Source organism: Thauera linaloolentis 47Lol = DSM 12138, assembly GCF_000310205.1.
In the GTDB taxonomy this organism is placed as follows: domain Bacteria; phylum Pseudomonadota; class Gammaproteobacteria; order Burkholderiales; family Rhodocyclaceae; genus Thauera; species Thauera linaloolentis.
The window spans coordinates 146,552-164,570 of the sequence record NZ_AMXE01000001.1; the positions used below are offsets into that span (position 1 = coordinate 146,552).

13 protein-coding genes are annotated in these 18,019 nt (G+C 64.9%); 5 read left to right on the plus strand and 8 right to left on the minus strand.

From position 1 onward, the window contains the following. Nucleotides 1–126 precede the first annotated feature (126 nt). The 4 genes from accC to scpA all read right to left on the minus strand — a co-directional run bounded on the left by accC (nucleotide 127) and on the right by scpA (nucleotide 6,991). On the minus strand, nucleotides 127–2,118 hold the full coding sequence (accC, locus tag C666_RS00705; RefSeq protein WP_004332471.1) for an acetyl-CoA carboxylase biotin carboxylase subunit: 1,992 nt from the start codon (nucleotides 2,116–2,118) through the stop codon (nucleotides 127–129). A 22-nt stretch (nucleotides 2,119–2,140) separates the two neighbouring features. Further along, entirely contained in the window at nucleotides 2,141–3,673 is a 1,533-nt protein-coding gene (locus tag C666_RS00710) for an acyl-CoA carboxylase subunit beta (RefSeq protein ID WP_004332473.1), read from the minus strand. 64 nt (nucleotides 3,674–3,737) lie between these two features. Beyond that, nucleotides 3,738–4,751: a methylmalonyl Co-A mutase-associated GTPase MeaB gene (meaB, locus tag C666_RS00715; protein ID WP_004332475.1), complete on the minus strand. Its 1,014-nt coding sequence runs from the start codon at nucleotides 4,749–4,751 to the stop codon at nucleotides 3,738–3,740. Nucleotides 4,752–4,825: 74 nt separating this feature from the next. Beyond that, nucleotides 4,826–6,991: a methylmalonyl-CoA mutase gene (scpA, locus tag C666_RS00720; protein ID WP_004332477.1), complete on the minus strand. Its 2,166-nt coding sequence runs from the start codon at nucleotides 6,989–6,991 to the stop codon at nucleotides 4,826–4,828. Between the two features lie 365 nt (nucleotides 6,992–7,356). Here scpA and C666_RS00725 point away from each other — a divergent pair, with 365 nt between their 5' ends. Together C666_RS00725 and C666_RS20855 are read left to right on the plus strand one after the other, a co-directional pair. Then, complete coding sequence (locus tag C666_RS00725; RefSeq protein ID WP_028792129.1) at nucleotides 7,357–8,028, plus strand: GntR family transcriptional regulator; 672 nt, start codon at nucleotides 7,357–7,359, stop codon at nucleotides 8,026–8,028. A 312-nt stretch (nucleotides 8,029–8,340) separates the two neighbouring features. After that, a complete protein-coding gene (locus C666_RS20855) occupies nucleotides 8,341–8,985 on the plus strand; it encodes a choice-of-anchor E domain-containing protein (protein ID WP_004332482.1) in 645 nt (214 codons plus the stop codon). 72 nt (nucleotides 8,986–9,057) lie between these two features. On the opposite strand, the gene paeA is transcribed toward C666_RS20855, so the two are convergent. The 3 genes from paeA to C666_RS00745 form a co-directional block, all read right to left on the minus strand. Further along, nucleotides 9,058–10,353, minus strand: coding sequence for a polyamine export protein PaeA (gene paeA / locus C666_RS00735; protein WP_028792128.1), 1,296 nt, complete (start codon nucleotides 10,351–10,353; stop codon nucleotides 9,058–9,060). Nucleotides 10,354–10,641: 288 nt separating this feature from the next. After that, nucleotides 10,642–12,324, minus strand: coding sequence for a cation acetate symporter (locus tag C666_RS00740; protein ID WP_004332486.1), 1,683 nt, complete (start codon nucleotides 12,322–12,324; stop codon nucleotides 10,642–10,644). Next, complete coding sequence (locus C666_RS00745; protein WP_245603910.1) at nucleotides 12,324–12,644, minus strand: DUF485 domain-containing protein; 321 nt, start codon at nucleotides 12,642–12,644, stop codon at nucleotides 12,324–12,326. Before C666_RS00745 ends, C666_RS00740 begins: the two co-directional genes overlap by 1 nt. 165 nt (nucleotides 12,645–12,809) lie before the next feature. On the opposite strand from C666_RS00745, the gene C666_RS00750 reads away from it, so the two are divergent. Continuing rightward, nucleotides 12,810–13,592, plus strand: coding sequence for an enoyl-CoA hydratase/isomerase family protein (locus tag C666_RS00750; RefSeq protein WP_028792126.1), 783 nt, complete (start codon nucleotides 12,810–12,812; stop codon nucleotides 13,590–13,592). A 34-nt stretch (nucleotides 13,593–13,626) separates the two neighbouring features. On the opposite strand, the gene C666_RS00755 is transcribed toward C666_RS00750, so the two are convergent. Continuing rightward, nucleotides 13,627–15,066 (minus strand): TolC family outer membrane protein, encoded by a 1,440-nt coding sequence (locus C666_RS00755; protein WP_028792125.1) that lies wholly within the window; start codon nucleotides 15,064–15,066, stop codon nucleotides 13,627–13,629. A 334-nt stretch (nucleotides 15,067–15,400) separates the two neighbouring features. Between C666_RS00755 and C666_RS00760 the strand changes: the two genes are divergently transcribed. Continuing rightward, nucleotides 15,401–16,003 carry a transglutaminase-like cysteine peptidase gene (locus C666_RS00760; protein WP_004332493.1) on the plus strand — a complete coding sequence of 201 codons (603 nt, stop codon included), beginning with the start codon at nucleotides 15,401–15,403 and terminating at the stop codon, nucleotides 16,001–16,003. A 28-nt stretch (nucleotides 16,004–16,031) separates the two neighbouring features. Next, nucleotides 16,032–17,957: an EAL domain-containing protein gene (locus C666_RS00765; protein ID WP_028792123.1), complete on the plus strand. Its 1,926-nt coding sequence runs from the start codon at nucleotides 16,032–16,034 to the stop codon at nucleotides 17,955–17,957. Nucleotides 17,958–18,019 lie beyond the last annotated feature (62 nt).

Below are 18,019 nucleotides of genomic sequence, written 5' to 3' on the forward strand. Positions count from 1 at the left end.
CCGCAACATTCATCTGCTACACATGAAAAAAACGGGCCTGCTTACGCAGGCCCGCCGATCCGACAGGCACCCGGGCTGATGCCCGGATCTCCCTCCCTATCGATCAAAAACGTCGATCGCGCCCGCTCATTCGAACTCGATGATGACTTCGTCCACCGACAGGCTGGCGCCCGGCTTGGCGACGATCTTCTTGACCTTGCCGTCCTGCTCGGCCTTGAGCAGGTTTTCCATCTTCATCGCCTCGATGACGGCGAGCTTCTCGCCCGCCTTCACTTCCTGCCCTTCGGCCACGGCGACTTCGCGCAGCAGACCCGGCATCGGCGACAGCAGGAACTTCGACATGTCGGGCGGCAGCTTCTCGGGCATCAGCGACAGCAGATGCGCGGCGCGCACCGTCATCACCATCGGCTCGACCTGCAGACCGAAGTGCGAGATGCGGTAGCGCAGGCCGCGGCGTTCGATCTGCAGGCCGATCGGCGCGCCGTTGACGGTGCCGCTGAACAGCAGGTCGCCGAAGGTCCAGTTGGAAACGATGTCGTAGGTCTTGCCTTCGTGCGTGACGGACAGGCCGCCCTCGATCGGCCGGGTGGTCAGCGGGTAGTGCTTGCCGCCCATGACCACGACCCAGTTCTTGGCGACCTTGCGGCCGTGCCCGGCGAGCTGGCCGTCGATCTGCACCGCGCGCTCGATGTAGCGCATGCGGGCGAAGGTGGCGACCGCCGCCAGCAGCGCGGGATCGTCGTGCGGCACCATCGAGGCGTCGAAGCCTTGCGGGTACTCTTCGGCGATGAAGCCGGTGTTGAACTGCCCCGAGCAGAAGCGCGGGTGCTGCAGCAGCGCCGCCTGGAAGGGGATGTTGGAGCTGATGCCGCGGATCACGAAGAGGTTCAGCGCGTCGCGCATGCGCTCGATGGCCTGGTTGCGATCCTTGCCGTGCACGATCAGCTTGGCGATCATCGAGTCGTAGTACATCGAGATCTCGCCGCCCTCATACACGCCGGTATCGACGCGCACCTGGCCAGGAACCTCCTGCGGCGCCTGGAACTTCACCAGACGACCGGTGGAAGGAAGGAAGCCGCGGAACGGATCTTCGGCGTTGATGCGGCATTCCATCGACCAGCCGTCGATCTTCACGTCGGCCTGGCTGAGCGGCAGCTTCTCGCCGTAGGCCACGCGAATCATCTGCTCGACCAGGTCGAGGCCGGTGATGAGCTCGGTGACCGGGTGCTCCACCTGCAGGCGGGTGTTCATCTCCAGGAAGTAGAACTCCTTGGTCGCGCCGCTCACCACGAACTCGACCGTACCGGCCGACTCGTAGTTCACCGCACGCGCCAGCGCCACGGCCTGCTCGCCCATCGCCTTGCGCATCTCGGGATCGACGAAGGGGCTCGGCGCTTCCTCGATGACCTTCTGGTGACGGCGCTGGATCGAGCAATCGCGTTCGTTCAGATAGACGTAGTTGCCGTGCGAATCGCCCAGCACCTGGATCTCGATGTGGCGCGGTTCGAGCACGTACTTCTCGATGAAGACGCGGTCGTCGCCGAAGGCATTGCGCGCTTCGTTGACGCAGGAGGCGAAGCCTTCATGCGCTTCCTTGTCGTTGAAGGCCACGCGCAGGCCCTTGCCGCCACCGCCGGCGGAGGCCTTGATCATCACCGGATAACCGATCTTCTTCGCGATCTCGACGGCCTCGTCGGGACCTGCGATCGCGTCGTTGTAGCCGGGAATGGTGTTCACGCCCGCTTCGATCGCCAGTTTCTTGGACTCGATCTTGTCGCCCATCTTGGCGACCGAGTAATGCTTCGGGCCGATGAACTTGATGCCTTCCTCTTCCAGGCGGCGCGAGAACTCGGCGTTCTCCGACAGGAAGCCGTAGCCCGGATGCACCGCTTCAGCGCCGGTCTGCTTGCAGGCAGCGATGATCTTGTCCATCACCAGGTAGGATTCCTTGGACGGCGCCGGGCCGATGCACACGGCCTCGTCCGCCATGTCGACGAACAGCGCGTCCTTGTCCGCTTCCGAGTGCACGGCCACGGTGGCGATGCCCATCTTGCGGGCGGTCTTGATGACCCGGCAGGCGATCTCCCCCCGGTTTGCAATCAGTATTTTCTTGAACATTGATGTTTTCCTCGTGCGCAGATCAGAGCGGGATGTTGCCGTGCTTGCGCCACGGGTTTTCCAGTTCCTTGTCCTTGAGCATCGCCAGCGAACGGCACACGCGCTTGCGGGTTTCGTGCGGCATGATGACGTCGTCGATGAAGCCGCGTGCGCCGGCCACGAAGGGGTTGGCGAAGCGGCGCTTGTATTCGGCCTCGCGCTCGGCGATCTTGGCGGGATCGTTCTTTTCCTCGCGGAAGATGATCTCCACCGCGCCCTTCGGCCCCATCACCGCGATCTCGGCGCTCGGCCAGGCGAAGTTGACGTCGCCGCGCAGGTGCTTGGACGACATCACGTCGTAGGCGCCGCCATAGGCCTTGCGCGTGATCAGGGTGACCTTGGGCACCGTGCATTCGGCGTAGGCGTACAGCAGCTTGGCGCCGTGCTTGATGATGCCGCCGTATTCCTGCGCGGTGCCGGGCATGAAGCCGGGCACATCGACCAGCGTCACCACCGGGATGTTGAAGGCGTCGCAGAAGCGCACGAAGCGCGCGGCCTTGATCGAGGACTTGATGTCGAGGCAGCCGGCCAGCACCAGCGGCTGGTTGGCGACGATGCCCACCGGCGAACCCTCCATGCGCGCGAAGCCGATGATGATGTTCTTGGCGTAGTCGGGCTGGAGCTCGAAGAAGTCGCCGTCGTCGACCATCTTGACGATCAGCTCCTTCATGTCGTACGGCTGGTTGGGGTTGCTCGGCACCAGCGTGTCGAGCGAATGATCCAGACGGTCGGCGGGGTCGACGGCAGGCACCGAGGGCGGCTTTTCGCGATTGCTGGCGGGGATGAAGCCGACCAGGCGGCGGGTCATCATCAGCGCCTCGACGTCGTTCTCGAACGCCAGGTCGGCCACGCCCGACTTGCTGGTGTGGGTGACGGCGCCGCCCAGTTCCTCGGCGGTGACCTCTTCGTGGGTCACGGTCTTGACCACTTCGGGACCGGTCACGAACATGTAGGACGAATCCTTGACCATGAAGATGAAATCGGTCATCGACGGGCTGTACACCGCACCGCCGGCGCACGGCCCCATGATCAGCGAGATCTGCGGCACGACGCCGGACGCGAGCACGTTGCGCTGGAACACGTCGGCGTAGCCGCCGAGCGAATCCACGCCTTCCTGGATGCGGGCGCCGCCCGAGTCGTTGAGGCCGATCACCGGCGCGCCGACCTTCATCGCATGGTCCATGACCTTGCAGATCTTCTCGGCGTGGGTTTCGGACAGCGAGCCGCCGAACACGGTGAAATCCTGCGAGAACACGAACACCAGGCGGCCGTTGACGGTGCCGTAGCCGGTGACGACGCCGTCGCCCGGCGTATGGTCGGCATCCATGCCGAACTCGTTGCAGCGGTGCTCCTTGAACATGTCCCACTCTTCGAAGCTATCGTCGTCGAGCAGCAGCTGGATACGTTCGCGGGCGGTCAGCTTGCCCTTGGCGTGCTGGCCGTCGATGCGCTTCTGGCCACCGCCGAGGCGGGCCTTCTCGCGCTTCTCCTCCAGCTGGCGAATGATGTCTTGCATTGATGATCTCCTGTCAGATCGTATGGATTGTCCGCCCGCGGCGCGCGCGGACGCTCGATTTACCTCAAAGGTGGCCGAGCAGGCGCAGCGCGGCGACCGAGGGCGTGGTGCTGCCCTCTTCCACCGCGCGCGCCAGCGCCGGCAATTCGTGCCTGACCTGCGGGTGGTTGCGGAAACGGCTGCGCAGCCCCGAATCGATCAGCTCCCACATCCATGCCATGGCCTGCTGCTGGCGCTTGGCGGCGAACTCGCCCGAAGCCGTCAGCGCCTTGCGGTAGTCCGTCACCGCATTCCAGAAATCGGCCACGCCCTGCTTGTGCAGCGCCGACAAGGTCAGCACCGGCACTGTCCAGTTCGGGCTGGCCGGGCGCAGCATGTGCAGCGCGGTCTTGATCTGCGACCTGGCGCGCATCGCCGCGGCGGGATCGATGTCGGCCTTGTTGATGACGATGAGGTCGGCGATCTCCATGATCCCCTTCTTGATCGCCTGCAGGTCGTCGCCGGCATTAGGCAGTTGCAGCAGGCAGAAGATGTCGGTCATGCCCGCCACCGCGGTCTCGCTCTGGCCGACGCCGACCGTCTCGACGATGATCACGTCGAAGCCCGCCGCCTCGCACACCAGCATGGATTCGCGCGTCTTCTCGGCCACGCCGCCCAAACTGCAGGCCGAGGGACTGGGGCGGATGAAGGCCGCGGGGTTCTGGCTGAGCAGCTCCATGCGCGTCTTGTCGCCGAGGATGGAGCCGCCCGTGACCGAGGATGAGGGGTCCACCGCCAGCACCGCGACGCGCAGGCCCTGCTCGATCAGATACAGGCCGAGCGCCTCGATGAAGGTCGACTTGCCCACGCCGGGCACGCCCGAGATGCCCACCCGCATCGCGCCGCCGGTATGCGGCAGCAAGGCTTCGAGCACCTGCTGGGCGCGCGCCTTGTGGTCTTCGCGCTGCGACTCGATCAGCGTGATCGTCTTGGCCAGCGGGCGCAGCTGACGCGCGATCACGCCCTCGACCAGGGCACGGTCGGCGGCTTCAAGATCGGGCCTCGTTGCGGACAGGGATTCGGACATGTTCATCGGCATCGGGACGGCTGTTGCATAAGCTGCGCGGCCCCGCGCGGCGGACGAGCCGCGCGGGGCCGTGAAGGCGCTCCGGCTCAGGCGGCGCTGCGGGCGGCGCGGATCTGTTTCAGCACCTCGCGGGCAGCGGTCGGGATCGGTGTGCCCGGCCCGAAGATGCCCTTGGCGCCGGCAGCATACAAGGCATCGTAGTCCTGCGCCGGGATCACGCCGCCGACGAAGGTGATGATGTCGTCCGCCCCCAGCCGCTTCAGTTCGCCGATGATCTGCGGCACCAGAGTCTTGTGGCCGGCGGCGAGACTGGAGCAGCCCACCGCGTGCACGTCGTTTTCCACCGCGTGGCGGGCGGCTTCTTCCGGTGTCTGGAAGAGCGGGCCGATGTCGATGTCGAAGCCGAGGTCGGCAAACGCCGAGGCCACCACCTTGGCGCCACGGTCGTGGCCATCCTGGCCGAGCTTGGCGATCATGATGCGGGGACGGCGCCCTTCTTCGGCGACGAAGGCTTCGATCTCGGCCTTCAAGGCCTTCCAGTCTTCCTGTTCTTCCACGACGGCTCCATACACGCCGGACACGGCCTGCGGATTGGCGCGGAAACGGCCGAAGACCTTTTCCAGCGCATCCGACACCTCGCCCACCGAGGCACGCAGGCGGATCGCCTTCACCGTCAGGTCGAGCAGATTGCCCTCGCCCGTCTCGGCGCACGCGGTCAGCGCATCCAGCGCGGCCTGCACGGCGACGGCGTCGCGTGTTTCGCGCATCTTGTTGAGGCGGGCGATCTGCGCCTCGCGCACGGCGTGGTTGTCGATATCGAGGATCTCGATCGGGTCTTCCTTCGCCAGCTTGTACTTGTTCACGCCGACGATCACGTCCTTGCCCGAGTCGATGCGCGCCTGCTTGTCGGCGGCGCATTCCTCGACCTTCATCTTGGCCCAGCCGGATTCCACCGCCTTGGTCATGCCGCCCATGGCCTCGATCTCTTCGATCAGCGCCCACGCCTTGTCGGCCATGTCCTGGGTCAGCTTCTCCATCATGTAGGAGCCGGCCCAGGGGTCGACGACGTTACAGATGTGCGTTTCTTCCTGGATGATGATCTGCGTGTTGCGCGCGATGCGCGCGGAGAACTCGGTCGGCAGCGCGATGGCTTCGTCGAGCGCGTTGGTGTGCAGCGACTGGGTGCCGCCGAACACCGCCGCCATCGCCTCGATGGTGGTGCGCACGACGTTGTTGTACGGGTCCTGCTCGGTGAGCGACCAGCCGGAAGTCTGCGAGTGGGTGCGCAGCATCATCGACTTGGCGCTCTTGGGGTTGAACTGCTTCATGATCCGCCACCACAGCAGACGCGCCGCGCGCATCTTTGCGATCTCCAGGTAGAAGTTCATGCCCACCGCCCAGAAGAACGACAGCCGCCCGGCGAAAGTATCCACGTCCATGCCGGAATTGATGCCGGTGCGCACGTATTCGAGGCCGTCGGCCAGCGTGAACGCCAGCTCGATGGCCTGGTTCGCGCCCGCTTCCTGGATGTGGTAACCCGAGATCGAGATGCTGTTGAACTTGGGCATGTTGGCCGACGTGTACTGGAAAATGTCGGCGATGATCTTCATCGACGGCGTCGGCGGGTAGATGTAGGTGTTGCGGACCATGAACTCCTTGAGGATGTCGTTCTGGATGGTCCCCGAGAGCTTGTCTTGGCTCACGCCCTGCTCTTCGGCGGCGATGATGTAGCCGGCCAGGATCGGCAGCACCGCACCGTTCATGGTCATCGATACCGAGATCTTGTCGAGCGGAATGCTGTCGAAGAGGATCTTCATGTCCTCCACCGAGTCGATCGCCACGCCGGCCTTGCCGACGTCGCCGGTCACGCGCGGATGGTCGGAGTCGTAGCCGCGGTGGGTGGCCAGGTCGAAGGCCACCGACACGCCCTGGCCGCCGGCGGCAAGCGCCTTGCGATAGAAGGCGTTGGACGCCTCGGCGGTGGAGAAGCCGGCGTACTGGCGGATGGTCCACGGCTTGACCGCGTACATGGTCGGCTGCGGCCCGCGCAGGAAGGGCTCGAAGCCCGGCAGCGTATCGGCGTGCGGCAGATTCTCGGTATCGGCCTTCGTATACAGCGGCTTGACCGTCAGGCCTTCGGGCGTGATCCAGTTGAGCTTCTCGATGTCACCGCCGGGCGCATGCTTGGCTGCGGCTTTTTTCCAGGCCTCGGGATCGGGCTGGGGGTAGATCGGCTCATTGGCGTTCGACATGGAAACCTCTTGAAATCAGGCGCCGCAACTGCGGCAGTTCAGTATCAGATGGCGACACAGCCAGGGTGCTGGCGGGACGATCTTATCCCGCGCCCACACCACGGCAGACGGCGACGAAGCCGCCCGCGGCTCAATGCCGCGAGCGGCCGTCGACGTCCCGCCACGCCGCACGGCCCCTCTCCTGTTCGCCGGGCTGTCGCCCTGCGCCTCCCACGCCGCGCAGCGTGAAGGAAGTTGACTTGTTGCATCGGCGAAATAATACTTTATCCATAATTATGAACGCAAATCCTAAGCAACAGGGTGATAATGGCCGCACTCTGAAACTGGCAGATATGCGACAAACGCACTCCGCCCACACCGCATTCATGAAAGCATCCCGCATCGCTCCACTCGCCCTGTACCAGGAAGTCGCCGAACGCCTGCGCGAGCGGATCTTTTCGCACGAACTTCCGCCGGGAACCTGGGTGGACGAGCAGGCGCTGGCCGAGCAGTACGGCATCTCGCGCACGCCGCTGCGCGAGGCGCTGAAAGTCCTCACCTCCGAAGGGCTCGTCACCCTCAAGCCGCGCCGCGGCTGCTACGTGACGGAGATATCGGAACGCGACCTCGACGAGGTGTTCTCCGTCATGGCGCTGCTCGAAGGGGAATGCGCGCGCGTGCTGGTCAGCCGTGCGACCGACACCAATCTCGAACGCCTCAAGGCCATCCACGCCGATCTCGAGCGCGCCGCCGCGGCCAAGGACATAGAAGGCTTCTTCGAGGCCAACCAGGGCTTTCACCGCGCCATCCAGGAACTTGCCGACAACCACTGGCTGCTCCATGTGATCGAAGACCTGCGCAAGGTCATCAAACTGTCGCGCCATCACTCCCTGTTTTCAGAAGGGCGGCTCGAGCAATCGCTCGCCGAACACCGTGCAATCCTCGACGCACTCGTCGCACGCAATGCAAGCGCGGCCGAAGCCCTGATGCGCTCGCACATCCGCAGCGGCCGCGAGGCAGTGGCGCGCATTGCCGCAGCCAGGACGAAAGTCGCCTGAGCCTGGAAGCCCCCTTCCCTTCAGCCAACCCCATCCAGCATCACACTCCACTTCAGGCTTCATCCGGTTTGGGCAGACCCGTACGCCCCCTTCATGCCAATGAATTAAAGGGGCCCCGCGCCGCGGCATTCCCGGGACCTTGGTCACGCCTGAAGGATGTCGACATTCTTTACACGCAAAGCATTGCGGGTGAATTCCATAAACATAACACCTTTTAAAACAATATATTACATACCGTGGCACACCCCTTGCTTTACTGGATTTGATTTTCCAACCAACAGGCCACGAGCCCTGAAATAGGTACCAACAGTCATGAAAAAGACCGCTTTTGCCATCGCTCTCGCTACCCTGGGCTTCGGCGCCAACGCAGCTGTGATCTCGTTTGAAGCTCCGCTGAACCTCCAAGTCACCGAAATCAACCAAACCCTCACGCTGAACAAGTTCGACAGCGGCCTCGGTACTCTGGAAGCGGTAACGGTCGAATTCTTCGGTCAAGGCGTTTCCGGTGTCACCATCCAGAACACCGCAGCCCAAGATCAGAGCTTCCGCTTCAGCAGCGTTCTGGATCTGGTCTTCACCGGCCCGCTCGCAGACGTTGTCTCGATCGAGCTGTTCAACACCAATGGTTTCATCAGCATCGGCAGCGGCAACACGGTGGATCTGGGCCAGGTCGACATCAGCGAATCGCTGAGCCTGAACGTTGCTGCAAACCTGTTTACCAACTTCATCGGCTCCGACCTTCTGACCTTCCAGTGCGAGAGCTTCGTGACCAACTCGCAATCCGGCGGCGGCGGCAACGTCATCGTGACGCAGAACACCCAAGCCGGCTGCGGCGCCAAGGTGACCTACTCCTACACCGACAACACCCCGACGAACCCGGTTCCGGAACCCGGTTCGCTGGCTCTGCTGGGCCTCGGCCTGGCCGGTCTCGGCGCCCTGCGTCGCAAGAAGGCCTGAGCAAGCACCTGCAGCATGAAAAAAACCGCCCTCTCGGGGGCGGTTTTTTCGTCTACGGCCCGGTTACGAAAATCAGGCTCCCGGCTCCACCTCCCGCGTAACCAGGACCTGATCGATGCGGTAGTTGTCGATATCCACCACTTCGAACTTGTAGCCCGCATAGACGACGAAATCGGTTCGCTTGGGCACCTTGCGCAGGCGGTACATCAAGAAGCCGGCCACGGTCTCGTAGTTCTCGAATCCTTCGAAAGCCTCGATGTTCAGCGCCTGCATGACGTCCTCGATCGGCGTGACACCGTCGATCAGCCAGGAATTGTCATCCCGGCGCACGATCAGCTCTTCCTGGAAGGGGCTGACGAGGTCGCCCATCACGGTGTTCATCACGTCCTGTAGCGACAGCAGGCCGACCACCAGCGCGTATTCGTTGATGACCAGGGCGAAATCCTCCTTGGCGTCGCGGAAGCGCTCCAGCGCCTCGAACAGGCTCAAGGTGTCCGGCAGCATCAGTATCTTGCGCACGATCGGCTGGGTACGCAGCGACAGATCCTGCCCTTGCACGATGCGCGGCAGAATGTCCTTCGAATCGACATAACCGATCACGCTGTCGATGCCGCTTTCGCATACCGGAAACTTGCCATGCGGGTGTTCGGCGATCTTGCGCCGGATGCTCTCCTCCGATTCGGAGAGGGTGAGGAAGACGATACTCTCGCGCGAGGTCATGGCCGAGGGCACGATGCGCGAATCGAGCTCGAACACGTTGCTGATCAGGTGCTGCTCCTGGCGCAGCAGCGCACCGGCCTGGGCACCGGCATCGGCCATGGCGACGATGTCGTCGGCCGTGATGTCCTCGACACGCACGCTCGGCACCTTGAACCAGCGGAAGAGGATATCGGCCAGGCCATTGAAGACCCACACCAGCGGCGCGAACAGCCACACGCAAACCTGCATCGGCCGCACCACGCCCACGGCGATGCGTTCGGGCCTCACCATCGCCAGCCGCTTGGGCATCAGGTCGGCAAACAGCACGAACAGCGAGGTGACGAACACGAAGGACACGACGAAACTCAACGTCCCCAGCATCGGACCATCGTACATGGGCCGCAGGAAGCCCTCGACATGCGGCGACAGCGCCTGTTCGCCGACGATGCCGCCAAGAATGCTGACGGCGTTCAGGCCGATCTGCACCACGGTGAAGAAGTTTCCCGGGCTGTCCTGCAGCACGAGCACGCGCTGCGCATTGACGTTGCCGCCCTCCGCCATGAGGCGGAGCTTGACCTTGCGCGAGGCCGCGAGCGAGATCTCGGACATCGACAGGAAGGCGCTGACTGCGATGAGCAACAGGATGAAGAACAACTGGTCGAGCAACACGATGGCTCCTTTGGGATGGGGTCCCGCCGGAAGGCAAAACCGGAATGGATCGCCCGGAAGTCTATCACTTCGATATTTCGCCCTCGCAGAAGCACCGTAACGCCACCCCGGCGCCATGCAAAATGAAAATGCCCCCCACGCTCCCACTACGTGAGGTCGCTGCCCCCAGGGGGCGCTTTTCATCTTGGGGCGGCCTGACAATGAAAAACCCGCCGGACATCGCTGAACGGCGGGTTTTTCGATCGATGCTGCGGCGTGGCGAACCACGCCGCAGCCCGGAAGGCGCGATCAGTGCGACGACGCTGAGGCCGCACCGACCCCCGTCTGCGCACGTACGTACTGGTCTTCGAAGGCTTCGATCTCGGCCTTGGCCTCGGCGCTGTTGTCCATCTTCGACACCAGGATGGTGGCGAGGAAGGCGAGCGGCATCGAGAACAGCGCCGGCTGGGTGTAGGGGAAGATCGGCGAGGCGAAGCCCAGCACATCGACCCACACCGACTTCGACAACGTCACGAAGGCCACCGCGCTGAACAGGCCCAGATAGCCGCCGGCCAGTGCGCCCTTGGTCGTGAGCCCCTTCCAGTACATCGACAACACCAGCACCGGGAAGTTGGCCGACGCCGCGACGCCGAAGGCCAGCGCCACCATGAAGGCGACGTTCATCTTCTCGAAGGCCATGCCCAGCAGCACGGCGACGATACCCAGACCGACGGTGGCGAACTTGGAGATCTTGATCTCGGTCGCCTCGCTGGCCTTGCCCTTCATGATCACGCGGGCATAGAGGTCGTGCGAGATCGCCGAGGCGCCGGCCAGCGCCAGGCCGGCCACCACCGCGAGGATGGTCGCGAAGGCCACCGCCGACAGGAAGCCCAGCAGCAGGTTGCCGCCGACTGCCTGCGCCAGGTGCATGGCGATCATGTTGCCGCCGCCGATCACCTTGCCGCCGACCTCGCCACCCTCGAAGAACTGCGGGTCGGTACCGACGATGACGATGGAGCACAGGCCCATGATAGCGATGACGTTGAAGAAGTAGCCGATGATGCCCGAGGCATAGAGCACCGACTTGCGCGCTTCCTTGGCATCGGTCACGGTGAAGAAGCGCATCAGGATGTGCGGCAGGCCGGCGATGCCGAACATCAGGCCGAGCGCCATCGACAAGGCGGTCACCGGATCGGCCAGCAGGCTGCCGGGCGCCAGCAGGTTGGTGCCGAGCTTGTGCACTTCCATCGCGCGGTCGGTCAGCTCCTGGAAGCTGAAGCCGAAGCGGCTGAAGGCCAGCAGCATCACCGCGGTGCCGCCGATCAGCAGCATGCAGGCCTTGATGATCTGCACCCAGGTGGTGGCGACCATGCCGCCGAACGTGACGTAGATCATCATCAGCGCGCCGACGACGACCAGCGCGACGGCGTAGTCCAGCCCGAACAGCAGCTTGATGAGCTGGCCGGCACCGACCATCTGCGCCACCAGGTAGAAGCACACCACGATCAGCGAGCTGATCGCCGCCATCGTGCGCACCTTGCCCTGGTTGAGGCGGTAGGAGGTGATGTCGGCAAACGTGAACTTGCCCAGGTTGCGCAGGCGTTCGGCCATCAGGAACAGGATCACCGGCCAGCCGACGAAGAAGGCCACCATGTAGATGTAGGCATCCACGCCCTGCATGTACAGCATCGCGGTCAGGCCCAGCAGCGTCGCGGCCGACATGTAGTCGCCGGCGATCGCGAGACCGTTCTGGCCGCCGGTGATGCCGCCGCCGGCGGTGTAGAAGTCGGATGCCGACTTGGTGCGGCTGGCCGCCCAGTAGGTGATGCCGAGCGTCATCAGCACGAAGACGAAGAACATCGCGATGGCGTGCAGGTTCAGCGGCTGCTTCTCCGCTTCAGCCACTGCGGGCGCGGCCAGCGCGAGCGCGGGCATGGACAGCGCCAGCAGACCGGCGCCAAGGCGGGACGGCATTTTGTTCGAGTACCTCATCACCGCTCCTCCTTCCACGCCGCAGCCACGACTTCCGCGTTGATCGCATCCAGCTCTCCGTTTGCGCGGCGCACATAGATGAACGTCAGAATGATGTAAACGACGAATTGCAGGAAACCGAGCAGGATGCCCCAGGTCAGGTTGCTACCCTCGGACAGGCGCGTTGCGATGAATTCGGGGGCGAACGCCACCAGCAGGACGAAGCCGTAGAACAATACCGACAGGATGCCCATCATCGACCAGGCGACACGGGCCCGCTTGCTGACGAGCTCCGCGAAGCGCGGATTCCGTCTGATGCGTGCATAGATTTGACTAGACACTTTCTCCCTCCTCAAGGAACAGCAACATAAGACATGTCACTCCTCCACCCTCCTTCGATCGAACGACCGTCTGACGCGGCGTTTCGATTTCGCGGATGATATATCATCCATAAGACTCCATACATGTCCGTATGGAAATTTTTTATTTATTTGCGCGCACATACCATGGATTCGAAGATCTCCCTCGACCTCGCCGACGGCATCGCCACCATCACGTTGCACAATCCGGCCAAGCTCAACGCGGTGAACGCGGCAATGTGGCGCGGGCTGTCCGCAGCCCTCAAACATGTGGCGGAAAACGAGGCGCTGCGCTGCGTCATCCTCCGCGGAGCGGGCGAGGACGCCTTCGCCGCCGGTGGCAACATCGAGGAATTCCTGACCGTACGCGCCACGGTGGATGACGCACTGCACTATCACGAGGAACTGGTCGCCGGCGCCCTGGAAGCCATCCGCAACTGTGCGCTGCCGACGGTGGCCGCGATCCGCGGCGCGTGCATAGGGGGCGGGCTGGAAATCGCCGGCTGCTGCGACATCCGCATCGCCGGCGAGTCGTCGCGCTTCGGCGCGCCGATCAACCGCCTCGGTTTTTCGATGTACCCGGGCGAGATGGCCGGCCTGCTGGCGCTGGCCGGCCCGGCCGTGGTGCTCGAGATCCTGCTGGAAGGGCGCATTCTGACTGCGCGCGAGGCCTTGCAGAAAGGCCTGCTGTCACGCGTCGTCGATGACGAGAAGGTGTTCGACGAAGCAGCGGCATGCGCTGCGCGAATCTGCGCCGGCGCGCCGCTGGTGGCGCGCTGGCACAAGCAGTGGGTGAAGCGCCTGATGACGGGCGTGCCGCTGGACGAGGCGGAAAAACGGGCGGCCTTCGACTTCCTCTCGACGGATGACTACCGCGAAGGACTGGATGCGTTTCTGAACAAGAGAACGCCCCGGTTTACGGGGCGTTGAAGCGGACAGCGGAGTCGGGAGAGGCAGCAGGCGATCAGCGCTCGCCGGCCTCCCTCAGCGCGGCCTGGAACAAGGCCTCCTTGTCGATTTCGAGCGGCAGCGGCGCATCCGGCGGACAGATCGAGGCCGGGTCGATGGTTTCGTCCTCCGCCCCCAGTTCGGCCGGCGTCGGCATGTCGCCGCGCGCAATGCCGAGCGTGCTCATCAGGCTGCCCATGCCGTTGAGCGTGCGCGCCTGGGCCACGGACAGGTCGTAGCGGGCATTCACGTACGCCCGCCGGGCCTGGAAGTATTCGTTCTCGCTGTCGAGCAGATCGAGCAGCGTGCGCTGGCCGATGTCGAACTGCGCCCGATAGGCTTCGCGCGCCTTCTCGATCGACAGTTGGTGCCGATCCAGATAGATCAACTGCTCCTGCAGGCGCCGGCTGTCGTTGTAGGCGATGGACAGCGTCTGGCGCAGATCGCGGCAGGCCTTTTCGCGCAGATCCTTGCTCGTGTTCAGTTCTTCCGCCGCCTGGCGGATGCGCGCCTGATCGGAGCCGCCCCGGTACAGGTTGTAGGTGAACACCAGTTCCACCACACCTTCACGGGTATTGCCCCTGACGCCGTCGAGATTCCGATCCAGCGCCTGGTGGGCCCGCAGATCGAGACGCGGATGGTTGGCGGCGCGGCGCACGTCGACCATCGCCTGGCCGGCGCGCACATTTTCCACCGCAGCGTAGAGCGCGGGATTGATGGTGAACGCGGTACGCAGCGCCTCCTGCACCGAAACCGGCAGTTTGTCGCGCCCGAGCACCTCGGGCAGCGCGCTCAGGGTTTCGTCCGGCTCCACGCCGACGATGCGCAGGTAGCGGGTGCTGACATCGTGCAGGTTGGACACTTCGGTCAACAGATTGGACTCGGCCAGCGCCAGGCGCCCGGTTGCCTGCTCCAGGTCGACCCGCCGCCCTACGCCGGCATGGGTACGCTCAGCGATCTGGTCGTGCACCCGCTTGTGCTCGACATAGTTCTGCTTGGCCAGCGCCACCAGCTCGCGGTAGCGGAGCACGTCGGCATAGGCGCGCACCGATTCCAGCGCGGCGCCTTCGGACGCATCGACCAGTTCGTGGTAGCGCACCAGCCGGGCATGGCCGAAGTGCTTGACCTGATTGCGGGTGAAGAAGCCGTCGTAGACCATCTGCTTGAGCGACAGCACCGCGCCGCGGCGGCTGTAGGTTTCGGCATCCTCGCCCGGCCGCTTCAGCCTCTCGCGCCCGATGCCGGCGGCCACATCGACTTCCGGCAGATAACCGCCGCGGACGGCGTCCTGCTCGGCCTCCGAGGCCTTGAAGGCGTTCCACCGCGCCTGCACTTCGGGGTTCGACGTCACCGCCTGGCGCGCCGCATCACGCAATTGCTCCGGCACCTGAGCCACGGACAGCGAAGGCAGCGCCGCCAGGACGGCGGCCGAAATCAACGTGTATATTTTTCGCATTCTTCCCGTTTCCCTATGTACTTGTCCGGCGCGCACCACGCATACGCCATGCGCATCAATCCGCGTCAAGCATCGGAAACGATGGTACTTGCCGGATCCTGAAGCATCTGCCAATTAATTAACGTCGCTCCTCAACTAAGGACATCGCCGCGATTCAGTTGCCGTGGCAATCCACCATAATCGCCCCCACAGCCCTCCTCCCCCGCCCATGCCCGCCACAGCCCCTCCCCGCCGCCGCTCAGGACTCGCTCCGCCAGCGTTCGCGGCGTGGCTGTGCACGCTGAGCCTCAGCGCAGCGGTTGGTGCAGCCTCCTCTTTTCCGGGCCTCGACCGCATGCAGGAGATCGCCGCACAGCGATACGATCCGTCGGCGGCGCAAGCCGTCCTCGCCTGGCGGCAGCTGCTCGACGATCTGCAGCAGGGCGGACATTCCGTCGAAGACAGGCTCGCCCGCGTGAATGCCTTCTTCAATGCACGCATCCGTTTCGACGACGACATCGCGGTATGGCGCACCGCCGACTACTGGGCGACCCCGCTCGAAACACTGGCCCGCGCCGCCGGCGACTGCGAGGACTTCGCCATCGCCAAGTACATGACGCTGCGCCTGCTCGGCGTCGACGACAGCCGCCTCCGCCTGATCTACGTGCGCGCCCGCATCGGCGGGCCGGGCAGCCAGGTATCGCAGGCCCATATGGTTCTGGGCTACTACCCCGAGCCGAGTGCGGAACCGCTGATCCTCGACAACCTGATCCGCGACGTCCGGCCGGCCGCGCGGCGCCCGGATCTCTTCCCGGTATTCAGCTTCAATGCCGACGGCCTGTGGGTCGCCGGCGCCCGGCAATCGTCGGCCGACCCCGGCACCCGCCTGTCACGCTGGCGCGACGTGCTCGACCGCGCCCATGCCGAAGGCCTCGCCCTTCCCGGCAGACAGCCATGACCGCCTCTTCTCCCGGAACCACCGCACCATGTCCCTGATCAAGCAACTCTGGCTCGCGACCGCCCTGCTCACCACGCTATCCTTCGGCGGCAGCTTCATTGTCAGCACCTTGTCGGCCCGCCACTACCTGCAGCAGGAACTGGCGCTCAAGAACATGGACAACGCGACTTCGCTGGCGCTGTCCATGTCGCAGATGCCCAAGGATGAAGTCTCCGTCGAACTGCAGATCGCCGCCCAATTCGACGCCGGGCACTACCGCCTGATCCGTTTGACGGATCCCGCCGGCAAAGTGCTGGCCGAACGCGAATTCAGCGGCGAGACGGCAAGCGCGCCACGCTGGTTCATGACGCTGGTGCCGATCGGGACCCGCGCCGGCATCGCCCAGGTACAGGACGGCTGGCAGCAATTCGGCACGCTGCAGGTCGAGACGCACGACCGCTACGCCTATGATTCGCTGTGGACCTCGACCCAGCAGTTGCTGTGGTGGTTCCTGGGGGGCGGACTGCTGACCGGGCTGCTCGGCACCTTCACGCTGAAACGGCTCACCCGCCCGCTCGAAGGCGTGGTCGAGCAGGCGGAAGCCATCGGCAAGCGCCGCTTCATCACCATTCCCGAGCCGCGCACCCTGGAGTTTCGCAGCGTCGTGCGCGCCCTGAACACCTTGTCCGAACGCATCCGCACGATGCTGGTCCAGGAATCGCAGAGCCTGGAGCAGTTGCGCCGCCAGACACAGCACGACGAACTGACCGGCCTGTTCAACCGCCCGCAGTTCCTGAACCAGCTCGATGCCGCCCTGTCGCGCGACGACGCCCAGGCCGGCGGCTCCATCTACGTGCTGCGGATCACCAACCTGGCCGAGCTGAACCGGCACGCCGGGCGCGCCGGGGTGGACGCGGCACTCGTCCGGCTGGCCGCCGCGCTGCGCACCGTCCCACTCCCCGCGGCCCGGCTCGATCACGGCCGCCTGAATGCTTCCGAGTTCGCGCTGCTGATCCAGGGCGAGGACGAGGACAGCCTCGGCGTGCTCGACACGCTGACCGGACGCTTGCGCACGCTCGTGCGCGAGCAGTTGCCGGACGCCGAACTCCTCGCCGCAAGCGCCCGCTATACCGCCGGCGAGACGCGCGCCCCGCTGCTCGCACGCCTCGACGGCGCCCTCGCCAGTGCGGAACAGAGCGGCGCCTCCCACACCGTGGCCGCCGACGCGCAACCGCCGCTGCACACCAGCGCCGATGCCTGGCGGCAGGCCATCACCGAGGCGCTGGAGCACGGCGACCTGGGCCTGCACCGCTTTCCGGTGCTCGACATGGCGGGGCGCGTGATCCATTACGAATCGCCGGTCCGGCTCCGCCTGGCAGGCAACTGGCTCGATGCCGGACGCTTCCTGCCCTGGGCCGCCCGCTGCGGCCTGGCCGCGCGGATCGACGCGCAGGTGCTCGCCACCGCTTGCGAGACACTCGCCGGCGATCCGGCCTGCACCGGGCTGGCAATCAACCTGTCCGCCGAGGCGCTCGGCCACACCGGCATGCGCGAGCACTTCATCGCCACCCTGCAAGCCCACCGCCGGATCGCACCCCGGCTGTGGGTGGACGTGCAGGAAAGCTCCGCGCTGCGCCACCCGACCGAGTTCCGCATGCTCTGCGCCGCGCTCGGCGCACTCGGCTGCAAGCTCGGGCTCAAGCACGGCGGGCAGGACTTTGCCCGCTTTGCCGAGCTGCACGATCTGGGGCTCGACTACATCAAGATCAGCGCGGCCTTCGTCCGCGACATCGACCGCACACCGGGCAATCAGACCCTGGTGCGCAGCATATGCACGCTCGCCCACTCCATCGGCCTGAAGGTGATTGCCGAGGGCGTCGGCACGCTCGACGAAGCCTCGGCCCTGGCCGGCCTCGGCCTGGACGGCATGACCGGCCCCGGCCTGCCGGCCTCGCCCCGCCGAATCGTGGCCTGAATCCGCGCCGGCGCCCCGGCGCGCAGTGGCCGCAGCGCCTTTCTTTGACCGACAGAGGAACA